Here is a 21,378-nt window from a genome sequence, read left to right on the forward strand (position 1 = left end):
TACCTTCTCCTCTTTTAGATATTCAAAATAATTTATAATTAGATTCTTTCATACTTTGACGGAATAATGCAAGAATCAGCAACAAAAAAAAGCCCGCTAAAAATAGCAGAACTAAATGATTCTAGCAGAGGTTAATAACGGTAAGGATACATTGATGGTGGTTCCATGATTAAGTTTACTATGTATGTTCATTTCCCCTTCGTGTTCCTTGATGATTTTATTACTAATTGTTAACCCCAACCCTATTCCCTTTTCTTTTGTTGTGTAAAATGGAGTTCCTAAATGTTTTAACCTGTCCTCGGGGATACCAATTCCATTATCTTTAAAGCTAATCACTACATACTCTCCCTCTATCTTAAGAGAAATCTCCATCTTTCCGCCTGAAGCCATCGCCTCAATTGCATTTTTCAAGAAATTCATAAATACTTGCTTCAACTGATTGGGTTGACAGGAAATAACAATTGGTTCGCTTTGACTAAATGAACATTCAATTAAAACATTATGTAAATGTGCCTGTGTTTCAAATACAGTTACTGTACTTAGAATCAGTTCCTGAATACAAGCTTCTTGAAATTCAATTGCTTCAGGTTTGGCTAATGTCATGAACTCATTGACTATTAACTCTATTCTTTCTAATTCATCTAACATAATGTTGATATAACGTCTTTGATCAGGACTCATAAGTGTAGATTGTAATAGCCTAGAGAACCCTTTTAATGCAGTTAGAGGATTTCTAATTTCATGTGCTACTCCAGCAGCTAATTGTCCTATGATTGATAAGCGATCAAGATTTCTAATTAGTTCATTATCCTTTAATCTTTCTGATATATTTCTTACAAAACAGATAACTCCAATAATTTTTCCATCCGAGCTTCTATATGGAGAATAGGTAACTGATATATCTAATTCTGTGCCATCTTTTCTTAACCGCTTCGTTTCGTAATCTCTTAATTCCTTTCCTTGCTTCACATATTTAAGGATACTCAAAAAATCCTTGTGATCTCTTTCACTCTGCCAAACAGTTGGCTGAAGATAGAGAATTTCTTCTTTTTCATATCCAAATAGCTCTAAGAAAGCGTTGTTAACCCATGTTACCTTATTATTATAATCTAGAACAATGATACCATCAGCAGAGCTATCAATAAAAGAGTCTAATAATTTATTAGCTCTAAACAACTCCTCTTCCTTAAGTCTCTTCTCTAATATATTCTTAGCTATCACCGTTAGATGGCTACATTCTCCGTTTTGATCTATAACTGGTGTTACAATAGCCTCACCTAATATATTCCCATTCAGTAAGTGAACTGTATTCTCTATTACTACTCTTTTATTTAATGAGATACACTCATTATATTTTTCTATCAAGTACTTAGCTCGATTTGGCCTGAGTACATCCTCTATCCTTTTTCCATATGATGACTCTTTAAAGTTCCCCATTTCAATAGCGTAGCGATTAGCATAGTAATATGTGTATATGCCTACTTGCTCTACCTTCATAATGAGAATAAAATCTGAACACTCGTCTAATGTAGATATAAAGGCTTGTACATCTTGCATCCATATCACTTCCTTAAAAAGGCATTTTATTCTCTTTAATTGTAACCACAATCGTGAACGAAAGGAAATGATTTTCTAAATACTCTTTTAATTTTAGTAAAAAAAAGAGCCTGAGGCTCTTTTTACTAGAATTTTTTCTTTTGTTTTGAATGGATCGTGATTTTCTTCCATTTTTCCTTTTCTTGCTGTTGTGCTCTTTTATCAGATTTACGATCTAGATATGCAAGCTCTCTTTGGAGCTTTAAATAGTTGTTATAACGAGCTTTTTGAAGAGAACCATCTTCGATTGCACTTCTCACTGCACAACCAGGTTCATTTCCATGATGACAATCTCGGAAGCGACAGACTTCTGCTAGAGCTTCAATATCCTGAAAGCTTACTCCAATCGAATCGTCAGCATCCCATAATTGCAGCTCCCTCATCCCAGGTGTATCAATAATCATCCCGCCACTCGGTAGCATAATGAGCTCACGATGAGTGGTTGTATGACGACCACGATCATCACCCTCACGAATCTCCTCAACTTGCTGTTTTTGCTCACCAACTAATCGATTAGTAAGGGTTGACTTTCCTGCTCCTGAAGAACCAAGTAATGCGACTGTTTTGCCTGCTTCAAAATAAGACATCAAGGATTCAATCCCGCTATTTTCTTTCACACTGACTACATGAATCGGGACACCGTAAGCAATGGCTTCAACTTCAGCAATCCTTTCATCGATATGATCACATAGATCTGATTTAGTAAGAACAATAACTGGATTTGCACCACTTTCCCATGTTAGAAGTAGATAGCGCTCTATTCTTCTTAAATTAAAATCATTATTCAATGCATTAACTAAAAACACCGTATTAATGTTTGTAGCAACAATTTGTTCTTCTGTTGTAAGTCCAGCAGCTTTTCGCGAGAACTTACTGAATCGCGGGAGAAGTTGATGAATCGTCGCCTTCCCTTCCTCCATTCTTGTAGAAATTACGACCCAGTCACCAACAGCAGGATAGTCTTGTCGCTCAGTTGATGAAAATCTGAACTTTCCTGAAACCTCTCCTAGACATTCGCCAGCTTCTGTAATGATCCGATACATTCGCTTATACTCCAGGATGACTCGTCCAACCGTTAACCCTGACTCTTGATACTCTCTATATGATTCTTCAAACGCTTCATTCCAACCTAATTCTTTCTTATTCAACTCGTACTCCTCCTATTAAAACGAAATTTAAAATAAATAAACCCGTAAGCTTAACTACAGCCCACGGGTTAAAATCGTTTTAACATAGATAAGAGTCGTACTTAAATAACCGTAGCGGGCTGTAGTTGATTATTCAATTGATTTGTTAAAATTACAAATACACTTTTCATACTACATCCCTCACTTTCTTCATTTGATAATCCCATTATAGAATATATTGGTAAATTTGTAAATCAGTTAAAAATAATTCCACTAATGAATCATTTCTATTATACTTATAGTGTACATATAAAAAAGTTGGAGGATATAAATGGATCAAACACAGAACAACGCTTCACCTTTAATGAAATTAGTTGAACATAGAAGCTTTAATCGCTTCATTATGACCGTTATCATCATCAATGCCATTCTCATTGGACTAGAAACCTATTCTTCCCTTTTTCAAGAATATCACCTTTTTTTCTCAATCGCTGATAGAATATTTCTATTCATATTTACCATAGAGATTCTATTAAAAATAATTGCAATGCGGACAAGCTTCTTTAAAAACTCTTGGAACCTACTAGATTTCGCGATAGTATTCGGTAGTATTATTCTCTATCAAACCAACCTGGTTAGTGTACTTCGTATATTGAGAGTACTTAGGGTGTTACGTACCATTTCGGCAATCCCTTCATTACGGAGATTAGTAAATGCCCTATTTATGGCGATCCCTGCAATTGGTAGTGTATCTGTATTAATGGGTATATTCTTTTATATTTATGCAATCATTGGAACTTCCTTTTTTGGTGAATTATTCCCTGAATACTTCGGAAATCTCCAACTCTCAATGCTGAGTTTATTCCAAATATTTACACTTGAATCATGGGCTTCTGGAATCTTCCGCCCAATATTTGCGGAAATAACGTGGTCCTGGCTCTATTTTGTAACATTCATTTTGGTAGCAACCTTTATCATGCTAAATTTAATTGTTGGGGAAATTGTAAATAATGCTGGTAAATTATCTGAAGAACATGAAGATCTTAAGGATATTAATACTGAGTTCAAAAATGAACTAGAGCATATCAAAAATCAAAATGAACAACTCAATCAAAAACTTAATGATCTCATGCAAGTCATTTCAGAGAAAAAGCAAGAATAGAAAAAAACATCAAGGAGCGCATGATGCTTCTTGATGTTTTTTTTACTTATTGATTGCCTTCGTACCATTCCGCAAAATTCCCTGATCCATTGCATCCAATACAATCAACTGGATTGGTGAAGTATAGCTCATATGTGTTAAATGTATGAAATCCTCTTCCATGACAATCTGGGCAGAGACCTAAATCTTCCATTTGTTTGACCTTTTTTTCATATCTTGAAGTAATCCAGTCATTCACGGTATTGATGAGTCCCATCTAATACACCTCACATCTTGTTTTCCCTATTATGTGGAAATAACAGGATATTTATTCACTAGTATATTCTTTACAAGACCTCTTTGTGAATTTCTAAGATTAAAATTAATTAGTCAAACTACCATAGACTCTTTGGATTAATAATTGTTTAAATACTTTAATCGCTGTAAAATCAGTATTCTTTCTTGCTTCACCAATGTAAAGCGAAATATTCTCTTTTAATAAACCATTTGAAGAAATACAATCATCGATTTCTTTCGTTAAGGCACTAGAATCCCAAGAAAGAGTCTCTACATTACCAATATTTTTTTGTCCACACACTTCAGTAAATACATCAATTTTTTGATCATATGAGATAGAGATAAATGGGATCAATTTAATTGCAGCAAATATGAGTGAATGCAGTCTCATCCCTATTAATAACTGAGAGGATCCAATAATACTAGCTTTTTCTTGTATAGATAAATCAGGCGGCACAATATATATGTTATGTTGTACTTCTTTTGACATCTTCGACTTTACTTCTAATGAACATAAATAGTCTTCATAACCATGCATAGGGATAAAAACAATCTTATGATGGTTATTTTTCATCGCTGAATCCAATCCACTTGCTATTCGCTCCAAATAATGAGTACCTTTTTTCCAATACCGTACAGTTACAACAATAAAGTCTGAATCATCGAGATTGTTCATTAACCAGTTAGATGAAATCATTTTTTCTACATTCAAACCAATCACTGGGTCTGGGACTACATAAATATCATTCGTCACACCGATTTGTTCGATGAATTGTTTTGAAATGTCATCTCTGACTGTGATTAAAGCTGCTTTCTTTAAAGTATTAGCTACTAATTGTTTATTGAAGCGATATTTAATCGGACCAATTCCTTGAGCGTAGACAAAGAATGGCTTCTTTAATAAATGAGCAAACCACATTACACCGCAATAATAACTTACACTTAAGATTCCAGTTTTATCCTGCAAAAGTCCTCCACCACCACTAATCACACCATCTGACTTCTTGATGGCTTTCATGACCTCTTTAAAACTCCAGCGATTTACTGCTTTGACGCCGTACTGTTCTGATGTTTTTTGGGGCTGATTAGATAGAACAGTAATTGAAATGAAAGGGAACTCATTTCTCAAAACTTCTATAATAGATAAAAGAATCGCCTCATCCCCGACATTATCAAATCCATAATATCCTGAAATTACAACCTCCATGCTGATAGTCTCTCCTTAGTCAGTGGATGATTTATTTTTTTGAACACATTCCATAAGATAATTAGGATGAATCCAATCCCCACACCCAAAATCATTCCAATGAACGTTCTATTTATCGAAACTAGTAGAGGAGTATGTAAATGAGTGAAGGTCCCTATTATTGAACTAAATCCAATGGCCCCAAAGATATAAAAGTATTTCCCCCACTCAAATCCTTGTTTTACAAAATAAACTCCTAACGTTAGAAATGGGATGCCAATAAGAAATTCTTTCGTTCTTGGTCTAGTTCCAAGAACATTCTCCAGCATTTGTCTGAACTGTAATTCATAGGGGATAATTAATTCTTCATTATTCCCTGTTCGCCCCAGGTAGAAATAAGTAATCCCAATAATGAGCACCAGCATCAGCATATTCCCAAAGGTTACTGGCTTCTTTATCCAATTAACCCCAACTATCATAAAAGTAACAATAATTACAGGGAGTATTGAGAGGATTTTTACGCCTCGAAAACCATCAATATTAACCATGTACTCCCAACCATATAATAACGTAATAACAAACCATCCCCCTATCAACGTAATCCCAAATCCTCTTAGGAGAGAGAGCCCTGCCTTTGTCTGTGTGAGCGATTTTGATATAGAGGATATTGCATAAATGGGACTTAATACTGCAATCCCTAGAACTAAGAGCTTAAGTAATACGTTGCTCTCTAAATAAATACCAAATAAGGAAACACCAAGAATAAAAAACGTGATTGCTAGGACATATGGTATTTGAAAATGTAAAAAAACTAAAGCTAGGTAAACTGATGCTGCTATGACAGTCAAAAGCTTCATCCACACTGGTAAACTATACGTGTCAAAGGGCTCTGCTACCCCTGGCACCTTTTCGATACGATGCTGCAATTGTTCAATAAAGTCTGTTGTTCCATTTATAGCCTCCATTGCTTCTGCAGGTGTACGGTAGCCTTCATTTACTTCCTTATCGGTTAGATTGACAAAGAGTAATTGAATATTTCGCTCGTTAACAGCTAATCCGCCTCGATTGATGTGACGAACTTCTCGTTCATGCCCCTTCCCCAAAATTAAGGAATGCATCCGAATCATTTTAGTATCTAAATGTTCAACTAACTCATGGAATCCTTTTTGCTTTCTATGTTCAAACAACACAGCATTGATATTCCATTGCTTCATTCGGCTTGCCATTTGTTCAATATTTTCTCTAGTTTTGCTATAACCTACAATCTCATCGTCACGAAACACAAGATGATTGATTCGATCCCTTTCTTGAGTCACCTGCTGAAAAAGTGGATGTTCATCATCCTCATCATTAAAGTGAGTCCCTAATTGCGGAAGAATAGAGAAACCAAGGGAACTTGCTAAGCCGACTACCTCTAAATCATAGCTAATCGCTTGAGACTTTGTATCATTTGTGCCATACGGTACAAATAGAAATTCACTATTATTGACCGTATATTTATGAACCTTAATCATATGATTCAAATTACTTTCGATCGCTTCTGGTATGACCTTAACAACGGGATGGATAGGATTAATTATTCTTATGTATATACCGTCCTCTTTCGCTAGCTCTTCAACCAATATATTAGGATATTGTTTTAACAACTCTTCTTTACTAAAATTTTGAACAACATTCATTTTCTCTAAATCGTTTAGATCTAAAGGGGTTATGCTTAGTGATTCAACTCCAGCCTTCTTTAACTCACGTAATACATCATAGACCGTTAATCCACTTTGTTCTAACGCTTTTACATCTTCGTACGGAATGGTTATTTCATATGATGTATTTGATTTTTCTATCTTAATTCTTTCCAGTAGATAGGGTATTGATAGAACAATAACAAAGATAATAAATCCCCATAGAGCGTTCCGCATAACTCCAACTCTCCTTAAATGGAATATCAGCCACGAATGGTTATATTTTTCCATTATTCAGTATGGTAACTCCTCCTAAGATTCATACTTTGTTCAATAAAATTAAGTATTTTTTTCACCAAAAATCATTGAATATTTATGATTACATTCGGCCTAATTTCTAATTCAAACAGCCTGTTCCATGGTGAAGAAATCACTATAAATGGAATTTCCTTTATACTGATTGTTAAATCTTCTTTGCTACCTGGTAAAGTAGCTATCTCGCTCATAAAACTAGGCGTAAGCTCCTTTATATCATTCTCGAATTGCTTTTGGACATAGTCTAAGACGAGCCTCTCGCTTTCACCTAAATTCCATTCATCAATTGATGTTTTTGATAGCTTTGTTCGCAAGCTTGAAACGATATGATTTTTGTAATAATGATCCTTTAAATACCGATGGAGTAAATATTGATAATGATATTTGTAAGTTTCTTGTTGATCATCTACAGTTAGACTTTCGTAGGCTTTTCTAACAAAAACTTGACGAATACTACTATGACTGATCGCTAGACCTATTGTGTTTCCTGGAGTATTCCAAGCAGCATACGACTGCATTGATAAGAGTAGATCGTTGTCTAGCAATAACTTAAACATGTCTGAATCAGATTTATGATTGACTACATCAACAAAAATCACATGATATTGTTTATCTAGCTTTTCTTTAATTAACTGTATGACAGCATTTCTATTAAAACTAGGAAGAGTTTCATCAACTTTATTCGTCTGTACAACGAGGTGAAATTCAGCTTGTTCTTCTTTTTTAGTGATCGTTCCATTTATGACCTTCACATGTTTTTGAATATTTTCTTTCAATGGAATGTCTTCATATCTTGACGTCCATTCAGGACCATCTACAGTTGTATAGTCAATATAGAATGACGGTGAAAGGTGATATAGAACGTTATAATAGCGACTCAATAACAGCACGTCTAATTCATCTGCACCAGCAAGCATCATAATTTTCTCTTCCAATTCTCTTTTTTCAACCTCATCAGTAAGACGCTCCTGTTCTAATTGATGGAGTCCATACCCACTAGCATCATCTTGACCAAATAATAAGAAATCAATGATTCCGTAAGAAACTAAATCGATTAGTTTTTGATTAATGACAAAGTTCCGTTCACGCGCCTTTATATAGCTATCTAATATCTTACCAGGAATTTCCTTTTCTAATTGCTTCAATTCTTTTTCTAAAGATTGTTCCCCTTTTCTGTACACACGGTCATATAATTGCCCCCACTTTGCCACCTGATGATAATCATCTATTTGACTCTCTGACTTAGTCGTAATTGTTTGTCTTAGGATCGTATCAAATACGTATATAGGGGTTTCTGGATGAGTCTTTTTTATTTCCTCAATGACTTTTAATCGTTCTAATGCCTCTTCTTGATTTATTGATTCATTACTCCTTGAGGCTACAAGCCCTCCGTACACTAACATATCAGCAGAAATAATAAATGCATCAACCTGATCAGCATGCTTAACTAGCCAGGTCATGATTTCATCAGACATTCCACTATGTTGCAAATCTCCCAACATCCAAGCTGGTGGAGTCATTAAATTAATCGCTCCGGAGCCTGCTATTTGTTCGGGTACATATTGATTAACAGGTCTATTGTCTAGAGGTATTAACATGACTGTTTTACCTTTAACAAAGGGAGTATGCCATTCATCTTGATATTCCTGATTGTCTGTTTTTATTAAAATGCTTGTAGTCGCTCCCTCATCTGACCCTTCAGGAGAATATGTCATTCCAGTATGAATAGAATATCCAAATATAATAAGACCTGTAACACCTGCTAGGATTCTTTTCAATACTATCTACTTCCTCTCTTTCCAAGAACGTCTTTTTTACATTGTTAACCAATATATTATTTCTTATTTTGATAAATACTAAAATGATTCAAGTCATTTAAAACTGGGAGGAGGAAGTATTGTGTATTCGAAATTATGTTTGACACTACTTTTGGTACTAAGTCTTACAGCATGTAATAGAAACATTACGCCCAACACAGATAAATACGGAACTACTTATGAAGATTCTACGGAATCGAATGAACTTATTCATCCTCAAATTGAATTAGAAGATACTGAACAAGAGCCAGAAGAGCAACCAAAAGAAACAGCAAAAGAGCAGGAGAAAGAACCGGAAGAATCAACGGAACCTAATCTAGAGGTGGATGAAGAGCAACTTGAAGTACCACCAAATACGGAAGAACAGAATCAACTAGCTACTGACCAAGACGAAGTGGAGCCTAACAGCGAACTACCTTCATTCTTCCCTGCTGACGAATTAAAAAGAAGATGGAATGCTATTTCAGAAGAATATACATTAGTTAACTATATTAAATCTCTTGAATTCATTCAAAATACAGAAGAAGCCTATTATCGAGCGATTTTGGATAAAGGAATTGAATTTCGTTCATATATCACAGATGATAAGCTGATTAACCGATTTGTGTTAATCGGGAAAAAAGGAAATGCCGAAGAAAACTCCACTCTTATTACAAGCTGGTGGCAACTAATTTTACTTACCAATCCTGAGGTGACAGATATTGACTTATCTTTTTCAAATCTGGGTGTAGGACCGAATGCAAACTTAAATCAGGTTAAAGAACAAACCTTCACCATCGGAGAAATCAACTACACAGTCATACCAACTGACATAGGATATAACTTTGAAGCAGTCACACAATAGACTGTCCCTTTTTGAAAACAGCTCTGAAAGGAGATTAAGATGAAAAGGATGAAGAGAAAAACAACTCTTGTCGCGTTGTTATGTACGGTTGTACTTACAGTAGCATTTCATGCAACTGCACAAACGAACAGATTCAACATGTCTTATCTATATTTCGGAAGTCCAACCACATTTATTAATCAAGTGAATGCGACAAAAGGAAGCTTAAACGTTGTTTCGCCAAACTACTTTGATATTTCACCTGAAGGAGATTTAAAAATTACTTGGTTGCTTCAATCTTCTTTTATTAATGAAATGCATAAACGTGGAATCAAAGTTGTGCCCTTCCTATCAAATCATTGGGATTTAGTTGCCGGAAGAAATGCTTTACTGAAGAGGGATCAATTAGCTAAGGACATTGCGGCGGCAGTGGAAAAGTATAATCTTGATGGTGTAAATGTTGATATTGAAGGAGTTGGACGCTCTGGAGAACACTCAGGCTATTTTCGCAGTTACCGTGATGAACATACAGATTTTATCCGCTTATTGCGCCAATATATCCCAAAAGACAAAGAAATCTCAGTTTCTGTCGCTGGTAATCCTAACGGTTGGACAACCGGTTGGCATGGCTTCTACGATTATAAAGGAATCTCTGATTATGCAAACTATTTAATGATTATGGCCTATGATGAATCATGGCAAGCTCCTGATAGTCCCATTGGTCCTGTAGCAAGTCTTTCTTTCTGGGAGCGTTGTATATTATTTGCACTTGGACAAAATGTCCCGAAAGAAAAAATCGTAAATGGTCTCCCTTTTTATGGCCGAATGTGGAAGCTCGATGGACCTAATACAGATGGTGTAAGTATTACAGGTAATGGATTGTCAAGTACTAGAATCGCACCTTTAATTAACCAATTTAATGGTAAATACCTATATGATGAAACAAAACAATCTGCATATGCTACCTTCACTGTCCCAAAAGGAGCAGAAGCCTTTGTAGGAACATTAAAAATCTCAGAAGGAAACTATGTCATTTGGTATGAAAATGAACGTTCCATTAAAGCAAAGCTTAGATTGGTTTCAAAATACGATATTAAAGGGACTGGATCTTGGGCTCTATTTCATGAAGTGCCTGAAACATGGGACTACTATTCCTTATGGCTAAACGGAAAATTCTTCACGGATGTACCAACGAATCATTGGAGTGAGGCAAGTATACTTTCTGTTTCAGGACGTGGGTGGATGGCTGGGACTTCATCTACTCAATTTTCACCTAACTCTGAATTAACCAGGGCTCAGGGTGCAGTCATCCTAGTTCGTGCACTTGGACTAGCAGATATCACTCCGAAACAGTACGTTTTTACAGATACATCCAGACATTGGGCTAGAAAAGAAATTGAAATTGCCAGAGAGTACGGAATGATCAATGGGCTAGGAAATAATCGGTTTGGACCAAATGATCCTCTGACGAGAGAACAGCTTGCTGCGATATTACAAAATATCTTTAATTTCAGCTATGAAACGGCTAATAATACTCCATTCCCTGATATTAACCCTAACAATTGGTCATACGACTCTATTCTTGCTATTCATCAAAATGGCTATTTATCGGGCTTTGGCGATGGCACCTTTAGGCCAAAGGATAAATCTACAAGAGCACAAATGGCAGCATTAATGGATCGAATGGCTTCAGAATTTGATACCCTACCACGAAGATAGATGATTGAACGTAAGGATGTGTAGTCTTTTGAGGCTAGTCATTTATATGACCATTAGTATTTGCTTCATATTTTTAAATGCATGTTCTGGTGGTCATAAACAGGAATTTCAGCTACATCAGCTAAATCAACCAGAGTTTATTAACGAAGAGCATCTTGAAGACCAAGTGAATAAAGTTGATCCCATTTATCAAGAAGAGGTTGTAGAAGGACTACAGCTTGACAACCCTGAACTTCAGTATTTCCGCTTTATCGTCATTTATCGAGGAAGTATTGATGATGTGATTCAAGATGCTGCTGGAGTGATCATAAATGAAGCAGAGAATATCAGAATGGCTACTGCTTACCTTCCATTAGAAGAAATTAATAAGATTAAGCAACACCAAAATGTGATGTCTGTAGAGGTTGACCAAGTTGTAGAAATAAAGCAACAAAAAACTACTTGGGGGTACGAGAAAATCTTAGTCCCCCGCTCTCTACAATCTGGGCTGACCGGGAAGGGTATTAAAATAGCGATCATTGATACAGGAATTTCACCACATAATGACCTCTCAATTTCGGGTGGGGCTAGCTTTGTAGGATACACTGATTCCTATTCTGATGACAATGGGCACGGAACTCATGTCGCAGGCATTATTGGAGCCAAGAATAATACAATTGGAATCTTAGGTGTAGCACCTAACTCAGACATCTACGCGCTTAAATCGCTTGACTATGATGGAGAAGGCTTTCTTTCAGATATTATTTCTGCCATTGATTGGTCAATTACAAATAAAATTGATGTGATAAATTTAAGCCTAGGTATGCAAAGCCATTCTCTCGCATTAAAAATGGCTGTAGACAAAGCTTACAATAACAACATATTAATTGTAGGTGCTGGTGGAAATGAGGGAAATACAGAGGGAAGTGGGGATACTGTATTCTACCCGGCACGCTATGATTCAGTAATCGCTGTTGCTGCAACAGATGAGCTTAATCAACGAGCTCCATTTTCAGCTACTGGGCCAGCAATCGAAATTAGTGCACCTGGTTCAGCTATTTTTAGTACTTACTTAGATAATAAATATGTCAATATGAGCGGAACAAGCATGGCTACACCTTTTGTTACTGGAACATTAGCCTTACTGAAACAAGCAAACCCCACCTTACCTGCGACCCAACTACGTCAGCTATTACAGAAAACATTAGTTGATTTAGGTAATACAGGAAAAGACGATTGGTTTGGGTATGGATTCGTTCAATCTCCACCTGCCTTTTCCGACATCAATAACCACTGGGCATATGCCGATATCATTACAGTATCAAATTTAGGATGGATTAGAGGAATTGAAGCTTCAAAGTTTGCACCTAATCAAGCTTTAACTAGGGCTCAAGCAGCCGCCATCTTAGTTAGAGCTTTAGGTCTAGAAAAATTAAATCACACTCCTTCAGTATTTACAGATATAAATGGACATTGGGCGCAAACAGATATTGAAATCATTAGTCAACACAGAATTATTCGAGGGATGACTGAAACAACCTTCTCACCAAACACACCGATTACACGAGAGCAAATGGCAACAATTCTAACTAGGATTCTCGAATTAGAACGCTCACCATCCATGACTAATCCCTTTATTGATGTACAAGAAAATCATTGGGCAGCAAATGATATTATCACATCTGCTCATTATCAAATATTTAGAGGGATTTCGAGCAATTTATTTGGTGTTGGAAATGTTGTCTCAAGAGCGCAGATGGCCGCATTAATGAACCGTATTTCTGAACAAATTAAATAGTGCTTGTTTGAAAAAGCTGTAACTTTTAACAGTTATATATAAGGTAGGATTAATGAAAACTAAAAAGGATTCCTCTTTTGCATTTCAGAGTTAAACAAGTTGATTAAGGAGGGAAACTTTGCGAAGACGTCTACTTACTTTCGTACTCATTAGCTCAATCATGGTTGGCTGCTCCCAACAAAATAACGAAGCAACTGAACATAACATTAGACAGCAGTCTACTAATGATGGCAACGAGCTAAATGAGAATAAAATAATTAGGATTAATGAGAAAGATACTAATGAACAGTCAGATGACGAATATTCAACAATAGATCATGACGAAGACTTCTTCGGTGATCTGCAAATCGAACTTGGCAAAGAATTTTCGTGGTCAGATTATCAACCCATTGGTCCAAGAATCAGCAACAGTTCGCAACTAAATCTTGTCGTTGATGGGATTTTACTGAATATTAATCCACCTCCAATGATTAAGGATGGTTCAACTTTGTTACCTTTAAGGGCGCTCTCTTCTCATTTTGGTGCAAGTGTAGATTGGGCAGCCGATACGCGAACAGTGACTATTAATAAAGCTGATACAGCCATCTCTTTTGTTGTCGGGGACTCAAAAGGAATAATGAATGGAAAACAGGTTAGTATACCACCATCATTAATTTCAAATAATTCCACCTTTGTACCTATCAGATTTATTTCTGAAGCGTTTGGTTATCCTGTCAATTGGGATAGCGGATCAAGAACAGTCAAAATCGCCACAACTCCAAATCAATACACAGTAGTTGCTGGAGATACCTTGTGGAGTATTGCAACTAAGTTCAAATTGACTGTCGATCAAATTAAACAATTAAATAATCTTTCGAGTGATACGCTACAAGCTGGTCAAACATTAGTATTATCACAAGAAAAAGTAAAAGAACAGGTACAACAGCAGACAACAAGATATACGGTTGTTTCAGGTGATACATTAAGTAGAATAGCAAGTAAATTCAACACAACGGTTGACCAAATAAAGTCGATTAACCGATTATCATCAGATTCTATTTATGTGAACCAGGTGTTAGACATTCCATCTGGAAATTCGAGTAATTCAGGGAATTCAACTCCTAGTTCAAACCAAGGTGTAACCAAAACATATACGACGCATACTGTTCAATCCGGGGACACTGCTTGGGGAATCAGCATTAAATACGGAATCCCGATGCTTGAATTATTAAAAGAAAATAATCTTTCGTTAAATTCAGGTCTATCACTAGGCCAGAAATTACGTGTTCCAGTTTATAATGTGCCAATTAAAACTACAGTCAGCTCTAGTCATGGAGAATTACTTGACTGGTGGTCTGAAGCCAGATATGTATTCCCAATTGGGAAAGAAGCAACGATTACAGATTTCAAAACAGGTAAGCAATTTAAAGTTCGTCATACAATGGGTGGGAACCATGCGGATGTTGAACCTCTCACTTCAAGAGATACACAAATGATGAAAGAAATTTGGGGTGGAGCGTTCTCTTGGACACCTAGAGCAGTTATTATTTCTGTAGATGGTCGTAAGATTGCTGCAGCTATGCATTCTTATCCACATGCAGACCAAACGATTCGCGATAATAACTTCGCTGGCCACTCTTGTATCCATTTCTTAAATAGTACTAGACATAACGACGGTCTAGTTCAAGATTCGATGCAAGTACAAATCAAACTTGCAGCTGGTGTAAAATAAAAATTCACCCCTAACTCAATTAGGGGTGCTTTATTCTATCTTTTGTATACCCTTGCTTCAAATGGTCTTAATGAGAAATTGGTTAATTGCTCGTGTGGCTCTATCTTATAATTATGAAGTAATAATCCAGCACTCTGTAATGGTAACTCATCATAGTGATACGTTACTTCATTTGGAGTTAAATTTGTGATAACTACTATTTTTTCAGTGTCCACAGTTCTAGTATAAGCATAAATCGCTGGATCCTCAGGAAGGATTAAATCATAGATTCCATAGGTAAAAATACTATATTCCTTTTTGATATTGATCAACTTTTTATAGTAATTCAAGATCGAATCAGAATCCTGTTGTTGTGCTTCTACATTTATCTCTTGATAGTTAGAATTAATCCCTAACCAAGGTTCACCTGTTGAAAATCCAGCATTTTTGCCATCAGACCACTGCATAGGTGTCCTGGAGTTATCTCTAGAGGATGACCAAATATATTCCATGATTTCTTCATGGGATACCCCTTCACCTCGTTTAATTCGATACATATTTTTGATCGAAACGTCATTGTACTGCTCGATAGAATCAAACTTCACATTCGTCATGCCTATTTCTTGTCCTTGGTAAATAAAAGGTGTACCCTGCATGAGGAAATACATTGTTGCTAAGCATTTTGCACTTTCCCTCCAATACTCTTGATCATTTCCCCAAGTAGAAACGGAACGTGCTTTATCATGATTCTCAATAAATAGGGCATTCCACCCTTTATTCTCTAATCCTTTTTGCCAGCGAGTTAACACCTCTTTTAAACCTAAAATATCAAGTCCCTGTTCAGATTCGGCGCTCCATAATCCTAAATGCTCAAACTGAAAAATCATATTAAACTTTCCATTTTCTTCTCCAACCCACTCATCAGCTTGCTCAATACTGACTCCGTTCGCTTCACCGACAGTGACAATGTCATATTTGGAGAACGTCTCCTCCTTTAATTCCTCAAGGAACGTGTTAATCCCCTCTACGTTCATATGCTTATCAAAAGATGATACATATTTTAATTGATTCGGATTATCCATATCATTTAATCCTGGTTCCTTTTTAATATGACTAATTGCATCTACTCTAAAGCCATCTATTCCTTTATCCAGCCACCAATTAATCATATGATAAATTTCTCGTCTAACCTCAGGCTCTTCCCAATTCAAATCTGGTTGTTTTGTAGAAAAGATATGGAGATAGTATTGATTTGTCTTCTCGTCATATTCCCATGCAGAACCACTGAAAATACTTTCCCAATTATTTGGTTCCTTGCCCTCTTTCCCATCACGCCAAATATACCAATTACGCTTAGGGTTATCCTTTGACGAACGTGATTCAATAAACCACGGATGTTCATCACTCGTATGATTAACGACTAAATCAATAATAAGCTTCATACCACGTTGATGAACCCTTTCTAACAACAACTCAAAATCCTCCATTGTTCCAAACTCATCCATCACCGCTTGATAATCACTAATATCATACCCATTATCATCATTTGGTGATTTATAAAAAGGACAGATCCAAATGAGATCGATTCCTAAGTCTTTTAAATAGTCCAATTTAGAGATGATTCCCTGTATATCCCCTATACCATCACCATTTGAATCCATGAAGCTTCTTGGATAAATTTGATAGGCAACAAGCTCTTTCCACCATGCTTTCTTCATCTATTTCCCTCTTTCAAACTGTCATCATTTTGATTCATTCATTTCCAATAATCATTATTACCTGATTATAGAAGATTGAAACCACATATTAAGGACTCTCACTTAACCATGTACAAAAAGACACTCCAAGATGTGCCCTGCACAAATTGGACTGCCTCAATCGCATTATAGGAATTAAAAGTCAATAATTCTACCTCGTCCTGGCATTTTATTTAATGGCTTTAAAGTAGTTAATTTACGAACCTGTTCAAACTGATGTGGCTGTAAATGTAATGAATCTCTTACTTCATTAAAATGAGAGAATCCATTTCTCTTTGAACGTTCCTCGATGAAATGTTGTGCTGTCTTTAAATCAACACCTGGCAGCAGTAATAAATCTTGGATAGAGGCATTATTTAACTCCATTCGTTCAAATGGAGGAACATCGGCAAATTCACTTATCGAACTTAGTACTTTCCCTTGTTCCATACCGCCTTTCCAAGCCATTGTCTTATCTTGCTCTACTTGCCCACCACTAATCATATCTATCACTGTTTCAGTTGGATAGGGTCCGAATTTTTCATTTTCAATTTCCAACATCCACATGGACTCATCCATTTCAGGTGTTATGTCCTCTGATGCCTTATCTTTTCTATAGACTTTAGAAACATAGCTTTGAATATGTTGGAGAATAGTTACTAATTCAGCACGCTTCAACATACTGCCAGACAGACCAATCCTAAAAGCTGGTGTGACCTTAACATTATACTTTCCATCTAACTCTATTTTTGCATCAATAAAATCATACCATGGTAAATATCCTTTTCGTTCTTCTATTGTCCAATCATTGTTGACAAACATTCCCCCTGTACAGATGGCCAAGCCAATTTTACATGAGCCAAACATTGTACAATCAACAACTGCAAGAACTTCCTCATCTGGTGGGATGGGAAATTCCTTTATAACATTACGAAGTTTTTTTTCTGGAATGGCCTCACCTACGTACCATGAATCATTAATATATTGATCACAAATTTCAAATATCCCTTCGATAAAACTCAATGTATCATCACCTCTGTATGTTTAATGTAATCATAATTGAGTTATCTTCCAACACTTGCTCATCCTCGATGGCAAACCCCTGTTTCTCCACATTTTCAAGCAAATTCTGATAGACAAGATTTTGGACATTATTTTTATATTCATCATCCACAATCCATAAATGTTTAAATATTGATTGCATATCAGCACCCTCTAATACCTCTACTGAAAAGATGCTGTCCTTACTTGATTGGTGAAATTGTATTTTTGCATTCTTTAAATCACAGATTATTTTCCCATTTTCTAATTCGACAGGGTTCATTCCATTGTCTATTAATACCTGTCTCAACAAGCTTTTATTACGAAAATTCGTTGGAAAAATTGGCTTTAGTGGTGTCTGTAAAGAAGGAATATCTTTATTCTCGGTAAATATATTCCTCATTGACTGCTGTTCAAGGTCTTTCATAAATTGTTGAACCTTGTGTTCAGAATCATATTTGGAGAAAACAGCACACCAAACACCGTCTCTTAACTCCCAAAAGAAAAATCCTTTTTTATCTCGAAAATGGGTTTTAATCATGCCTCCCATTTTTTGAGCATCAAATCCACACTTTTTTATTGTACCTATTAAATCTCTTTCACTCTTAAAGGTTGTTTTCTTCAGGACCTGATTCGATTTAATAAAATCATCGAATCGCTCTTTTCCCATTGTCACCCGCAAGGCAAGGGCAATAGGAATCATCGTTAAAGATACTGACATGGTCAAGACCTCCGTCAACATAGTAGATTTTATGATTTACTCTTTCTTATGTAAATCAATTCGTTGATTTTGCTTAATCTGAACCTGCTCCACTTCATAAAATTCCTCTGTATAGGAAGATTCAACCGTTTCAGCATGAAGCAGCTCTTCTAAAATCTTGATATAATCAGTACACTTCTCCCCTTTTATTCCTTTTGTCTCAGCCACAATTCTGCCATCTGGAAAGATTCTCACTTGTATTTGTCCTTCCACAAAATCACCTCTTAGAAATCGATTGTTCTTCCACCACGACGGTACCTGACATCATCGTCTTTTTTGTCAGAGCCTTCACTAATGCTTGTGACCACGACCTTATCCTGTTTATAATCCTCTAGATCCTCTTGAGGGGTTACAGAAACAGCTCGAACATTGGCCCATTCTCGAATCGCTCTAATTTGCTCAGCTTGAGTAATTGAAAGCGGCACAGTGTTAGTGATTGCCCTTTCAAAATCTTGAAGATAAATACAACGATTTTCAGCATAAGCTTCAAACAACGCATCAATAACTAACTGTTCAATTTCAGCGCCAACAAAGCCTTCGCATCTATCCGCTAAATTTTCTAAGATATCATCCGTCAATTGGAAATTCCCGATCACATCAGGGTCAGTTAATCGCTTGGAAATATGAACCTTCAATATCTCTTTCCGTTCTCTTTTCGTAGGCAAATCGGCAAAGAAGATTTCATCAAATCTACCCTTCCTCATTAATTCTGGTGGAAGGCTAGAGATATTATTAGCCGTGGCAATGACAAATACCGGACTCGTTTTTTCTTGCATCCACGTTAGAAATTGACCAAAAATACGAGATGAGGTCCCGCTATCTCCTCCATTTGTTATCCCACTAAAACCCTTCTCGATCTCGTCGATCCATAAAATTGAAGGTGAAATTGCTTCAACCGTTTTAATCGCTTTTCTCATGTTCTCCTCACTACTACCAACTATTCCGCTGAAGATTTTTCCCATATCTAAGCGTAGAAGCGGTAGCTGCCACATTGAACTAATCGATTTACTAATCAAGCTTTTTCCACAGCCAGGTACCCCTGTAATCAATACCCCTTTTGGTGTAGGCAAACCATATTTCCTTGCCGAGTCGAGCCATGATTTATTACGTTTAGCTAGCCATCGTTTTAAATTCTCTAGTCCACCTACATCCTCCATTCTTAACTCACTTCTCACAAATTCTAAGATTCCTGTTTTCTTGATAATCTGTTCCTTTTCCTCGAGAATCACATCGACATCGTCAATATTTAGCTGCCCATCTTCAACCATCGCACGAGCAAATGCATTTTCAGCCTCTGATAGTGTCAGGCCTAATGCTGCTTTTGCTAGCCGTTCTTTGTCCTCGCTCGTCAGTGAAAATTGAATTCTCCCTGTTTGCTGATTGACAGTAATCATTTCTTCGAGAACGTCGATAATCTCTTTATATGTCGGAAGATCGAAATCAACAATGGTAATATCCTTTTGTAAATCATCTGGAAGGATTAAAAAAGGTGAAGTAAATATGATATTAATAGGATTAACGCTTTGCTTAATTAGAAAAAGCATATCCCTTAGTTTACGAATGACTTGAAAGTCTGGTAGTCTCCCTTGACCACCAAAATAAATATGAAAATCATGTAAAACAAAGATACAAGGCTTATCATATTTTTCAATATATTCTAGCGCCTTTAATGGAGCTTTACAGTCTTCTTTTATATGACCTTGCCCATTTGTAATCCCTGTTGTCATCTTCCATGTTAAAACCTCACGCGGAGTTTTAATTAATTCAACATTACTCGAAACTGATCGAATGAGTGATAATATACGATCCTCTTCCCATGTTTGTATATACAAATAAGGAAAGCGTGCTTTTAACAAATTCGAAATGAACTTCTTCGTTCTAGCTTGATATTCTTTTTCCATCATGACGCCCCCATCTAGAAATCTATGAGCCTACCCGTTGAGTCTTGAGTAGTTGGTGCAGCCTTTGCGGACAATGTAACAAGTAGCTTAATTTTCTCAGCTTTATGTTCGTTAAGTCCGATTACCTCTGTAAATTGCTCGAATGAATCGAACCCTCCAAGCTCTTCACGCTTCAGTACAACTTTTTTTGCCAATATAAGACCAATCCCTGAAATGGAAGCAATCTCAGCTTCAGTGGCAGAATTAAGATCTATCGTTTTGTTGTTGTGCTTAATTTCTGTTTCTTGTATGTTTGAATCTACGATATTAGAACTTGATGTAACCGTGGATTGTTGCACTGGATCTTGATTCGATTTCTTCTGTTCTATATCACTAGAAATCTCCATATTTAACTCTCTTTCAAATCGTACAGCAGCCTCTTGACGAAGCCTCTCAATTTTTTCTAGATGAATTCTTGGCTCATTCTCCTTTAACATATCTAATTGAATTAAATATGCAGGACGAATGATAAATGCGTGGATGATTGAGATCAGCCATGAAAAAACAGCAATTCCAGCTCCTAATCCAGAATTCGGCATAGCAAAAGCAGTGATAAATGCCGCAACGTAGACTAATCCAGAAAGTAGCCATTTCTTATTTTTCACCTGGATACCTACAAACATAAATGACAAACAGCTTAAGACACCAAATGGTACGAAAGTAAAAATAAGCCACCAGCTATTCAACCACTCCCATTTTTTCCCTCTACCTGTATAGCTTCTTGCCACATGGCT

Annotated in this window: 17 protein-coding genes; 5 read left to right on the top strand and 12 right to left on the bottom strand. The window is 36.3% G+C overall.

Annotation, left to right across the window (positions count from 1 at the left end; translation table 11 throughout):
- Nucleotides 1-111: 111 nt before the first annotated feature.
- Nucleotides 112-1,557, bottom strand: a complete 1,446-nt coding sequence (locus F7888_RS00540; RefSeq protein ID WP_191776096.1) for an ATP-binding protein — start codon at nucleotides 1,555-1,557, stop codon at nucleotides 112-114.
- A gap of 125 nt (nucleotides 1,558-1,682) precedes the next feature.
- Entirely contained in the window at nucleotides 1,683-2,744 is a 1,062-nt protein-coding gene (gene rsgA, locus F7888_RS00545) for a ribosome small subunit-dependent GTPase A (RefSeq protein WP_191776099.1), read from the bottom strand.
- A 310-nt stretch (nucleotides 2,745-3,054) separates the two neighbouring features.
- On the opposite strand from rsgA, the gene F7888_RS00550 reads away from it, so the two are divergent.
- The gene (locus F7888_RS00550; protein WP_191776101.1) at nucleotides 3,055-3,885 is read left to right on the top strand and encodes an ion transporter; all 831 of its coding nucleotides are present in this window, start codon (nucleotides 3,055-3,057) and stop codon (nucleotides 3,883-3,885) included.
- A gap of 46 nt (nucleotides 3,886-3,931) precedes the next feature.
- Here the strand turns inward: F7888_RS00550 and F7888_RS00555 are convergent, their stop codons facing one another.
- The 4 genes from F7888_RS00555 to F7888_RS00570 form a co-directional block, all read right to left on the bottom strand.
- A complete protein-coding gene (locus F7888_RS00555; RefSeq protein ID WP_191776104.1) occupies nucleotides 3,932-4,141 on the bottom strand; it encodes a methionine aminopeptidase in 210 nt (69 codons plus the stop codon).
- A 105-nt stretch (nucleotides 4,142-4,246) separates the two neighbouring features.
- Nucleotides 4,247-5,368 (bottom strand): polysaccharide pyruvyl transferase CsaB, encoded by a 1,122-nt coding sequence (gene csaB / locus F7888_RS00560; protein WP_191776107.1) that lies wholly within the window; start codon nucleotides 5,366-5,368, stop codon nucleotides 4,247-4,249.
- On the bottom strand, nucleotides 5,356-7,263 hold the full coding sequence (locus F7888_RS00565) for a DUF5693 family protein (protein ID WP_191776110.1): 1,908 nt from the start codon (nucleotides 7,261-7,263) through the stop codon (nucleotides 5,356-5,358). The genes csaB and F7888_RS00565 overlap by 13 nt, the downstream gene beginning before the upstream one ends.
- A gap of 125 nt (nucleotides 7,264-7,388) precedes the next feature.
- Nucleotides 7,389-9,119 carry a DUF4127 family protein gene (locus F7888_RS00570; protein ID WP_191776113.1) on the bottom strand — a complete coding sequence of 577 codons (1,731 nt, stop codon included), beginning with the start codon at nucleotides 9,117-9,119 and terminating at the stop codon, nucleotides 7,389-7,391.
- Nucleotides 9,120-9,240: 121 nt separating this feature from the next.
- Here F7888_RS00570 and F7888_RS00575 point away from each other — a divergent pair, with 121 nt between their 5' ends.
- The 4 genes from F7888_RS00575 (at nucleotide 9,241) to F7888_RS00590 (ending at nucleotide 15,188) form a co-directional block, all read left to right on the top strand.
- Entirely contained in the window at nucleotides 9,241-10,002 is a 762-nt protein-coding gene (locus F7888_RS00575) for a hypothetical protein (protein ID WP_191776116.1), read from the top strand.
- Between the two features lie 39 nt (nucleotides 10,003-10,041).
- Entirely contained in the window at nucleotides 10,042-11,700 is a 1,659-nt protein-coding gene (locus F7888_RS00580) for an S-layer homology domain-containing protein (RefSeq protein ID WP_191776120.1), read from the top strand.
- A gap of 28 nt (nucleotides 11,701-11,728) precedes the next feature.
- Nucleotides 11,729-13,477, top strand: a complete 1,749-nt coding sequence (locus tag F7888_RS00585) for a S8 family peptidase (RefSeq protein ID WP_191776123.1) — start codon at nucleotides 11,729-11,731, stop codon at nucleotides 13,475-13,477.
- Between the two features lie 118 nt (nucleotides 13,478-13,595).
- Entirely contained in the window at nucleotides 13,596-15,188 is a 1,593-nt protein-coding gene (locus F7888_RS00590) for a LysM peptidoglycan-binding domain-containing protein (RefSeq protein WP_191776126.1), read from the top strand.
- A 35-nt stretch (nucleotides 15,189-15,223) separates the two neighbouring features.
- Here F7888_RS00590 and F7888_RS00595 read toward each other — a convergent pair whose 3' ends face one another.
- From F7888_RS00595 to F7888_RS22885, 6 genes are all read right to left on the bottom strand, one after another.
- Nucleotides 15,224-16,885 (bottom strand): glycoside hydrolase family 13 protein, encoded by a 1,662-nt coding sequence (locus F7888_RS00595; protein ID WP_191776129.1) that lies wholly within the window; start codon nucleotides 16,883-16,885, stop codon nucleotides 15,224-15,226.
- A gap of 174 nt (nucleotides 16,886-17,059) precedes the next feature.
- Entirely contained in the window at nucleotides 17,060-17,926 is an 867-nt protein-coding gene (locus F7888_RS00600) for a helix-hairpin-helix domain-containing protein (protein WP_191776131.1), read from the bottom strand.
- A 7-nt stretch (nucleotides 17,927-17,933) separates the two neighbouring features.
- A complete protein-coding gene (locus F7888_RS00605; RefSeq protein WP_191776133.1) occupies nucleotides 17,934-18,665 on the bottom strand; it encodes a hypothetical protein in 732 nt (243 codons plus the stop codon).
- 36 nt (nucleotides 18,666-18,701) lie between these two features.
- Nucleotides 18,702-18,917: a DUF2997 domain-containing protein gene (locus tag F7888_RS00610; RefSeq protein WP_191776135.1), complete on the bottom strand. Its 216-nt coding sequence runs from the start codon at nucleotides 18,915-18,917 to the stop codon at nucleotides 18,702-18,704.
- An 11-nt stretch (nucleotides 18,918-18,928) separates the two neighbouring features.
- Complete coding sequence (locus F7888_RS00615; protein ID WP_191776137.1) at nucleotides 18,929-20,605, bottom strand: AAA family ATPase; 1,677 nt, start codon at nucleotides 20,603-20,605, stop codon at nucleotides 18,929-18,931.
- 14 nt (nucleotides 20,606-20,619) lie between these two features.
- Nucleotides 20,620-21,372: a ComEA family DNA-binding protein gene (locus tag F7888_RS22885; RefSeq protein ID WP_191776139.1), complete on the bottom strand. Its 753-nt coding sequence runs from the start codon at nucleotides 21,370-21,372 to the stop codon at nucleotides 20,620-20,622.
- Nucleotides 21,373-21,378 lie beyond the last annotated feature (6 nt).

This window comes from Litchfieldia stipae (assembly GCF_014837155.1).
Lineage (GTDB): Bacteria > Bacillota > Bacilli > Bacillales > Bacillaceae_L > Litchfieldia.

Coding starts and splice junctions, on each gene's coding strand:
- F7888_RS00540 (WP_191776096.1), bottom strand. CDS start 1,557: ATGCAAGATGTACAAGCCTTTATATCTACATTAGACGAGTGTTCAGAT.
- F7888_RS00550 (WP_191776101.1), top strand. CDS start 3,055: ATGGATCAAACACAGAACAACGCTTCACCTTTAATGAAATTAGTTGAA.
- F7888_RS00555 (WP_191776104.1), bottom strand. CDS start 4,141: ATGGGACTCATCAATACCGTGAATGACTGGATTACTTCAAGATATGAA.
- csaB (WP_191776107.1), bottom strand. CDS start 5,368: ATGGAGGTTGTAATTTCAGGATATTATGGATTTGATAATGTCGGGGAT.
- F7888_RS00565 (WP_191776110.1), bottom strand. CDS start 7,263: ATGCGGAACGCTCTATGGGGATTTATTATCTTTGTTATTGTTCTATCA.
- F7888_RS00580 (WP_191776120.1), top strand. CDS start 10,042: ATGAAAAGGATGAAGAGAAAAACAACTCTTGTCGCGTTGTTATGTACG.
- F7888_RS00595 (WP_191776129.1), bottom strand. CDS start 16,885: ATGAAGAAAGCATGGTGGAAAGAGCTTGTTGCCTATCAAATTTATCCA.
- F7888_RS00605 (WP_191776133.1), bottom strand. CDS start 18,665: ATGTCAGTATCTTTAACGATGATTCCTATTGCCCTTGCCTTGCGGGTG.
- F7888_RS00615 (WP_191776137.1), bottom strand. CDS start 20,605: ATGGAAAAAGAATATCAAGCTAGAACGAAGAAGTTCATTTCGAATTTG.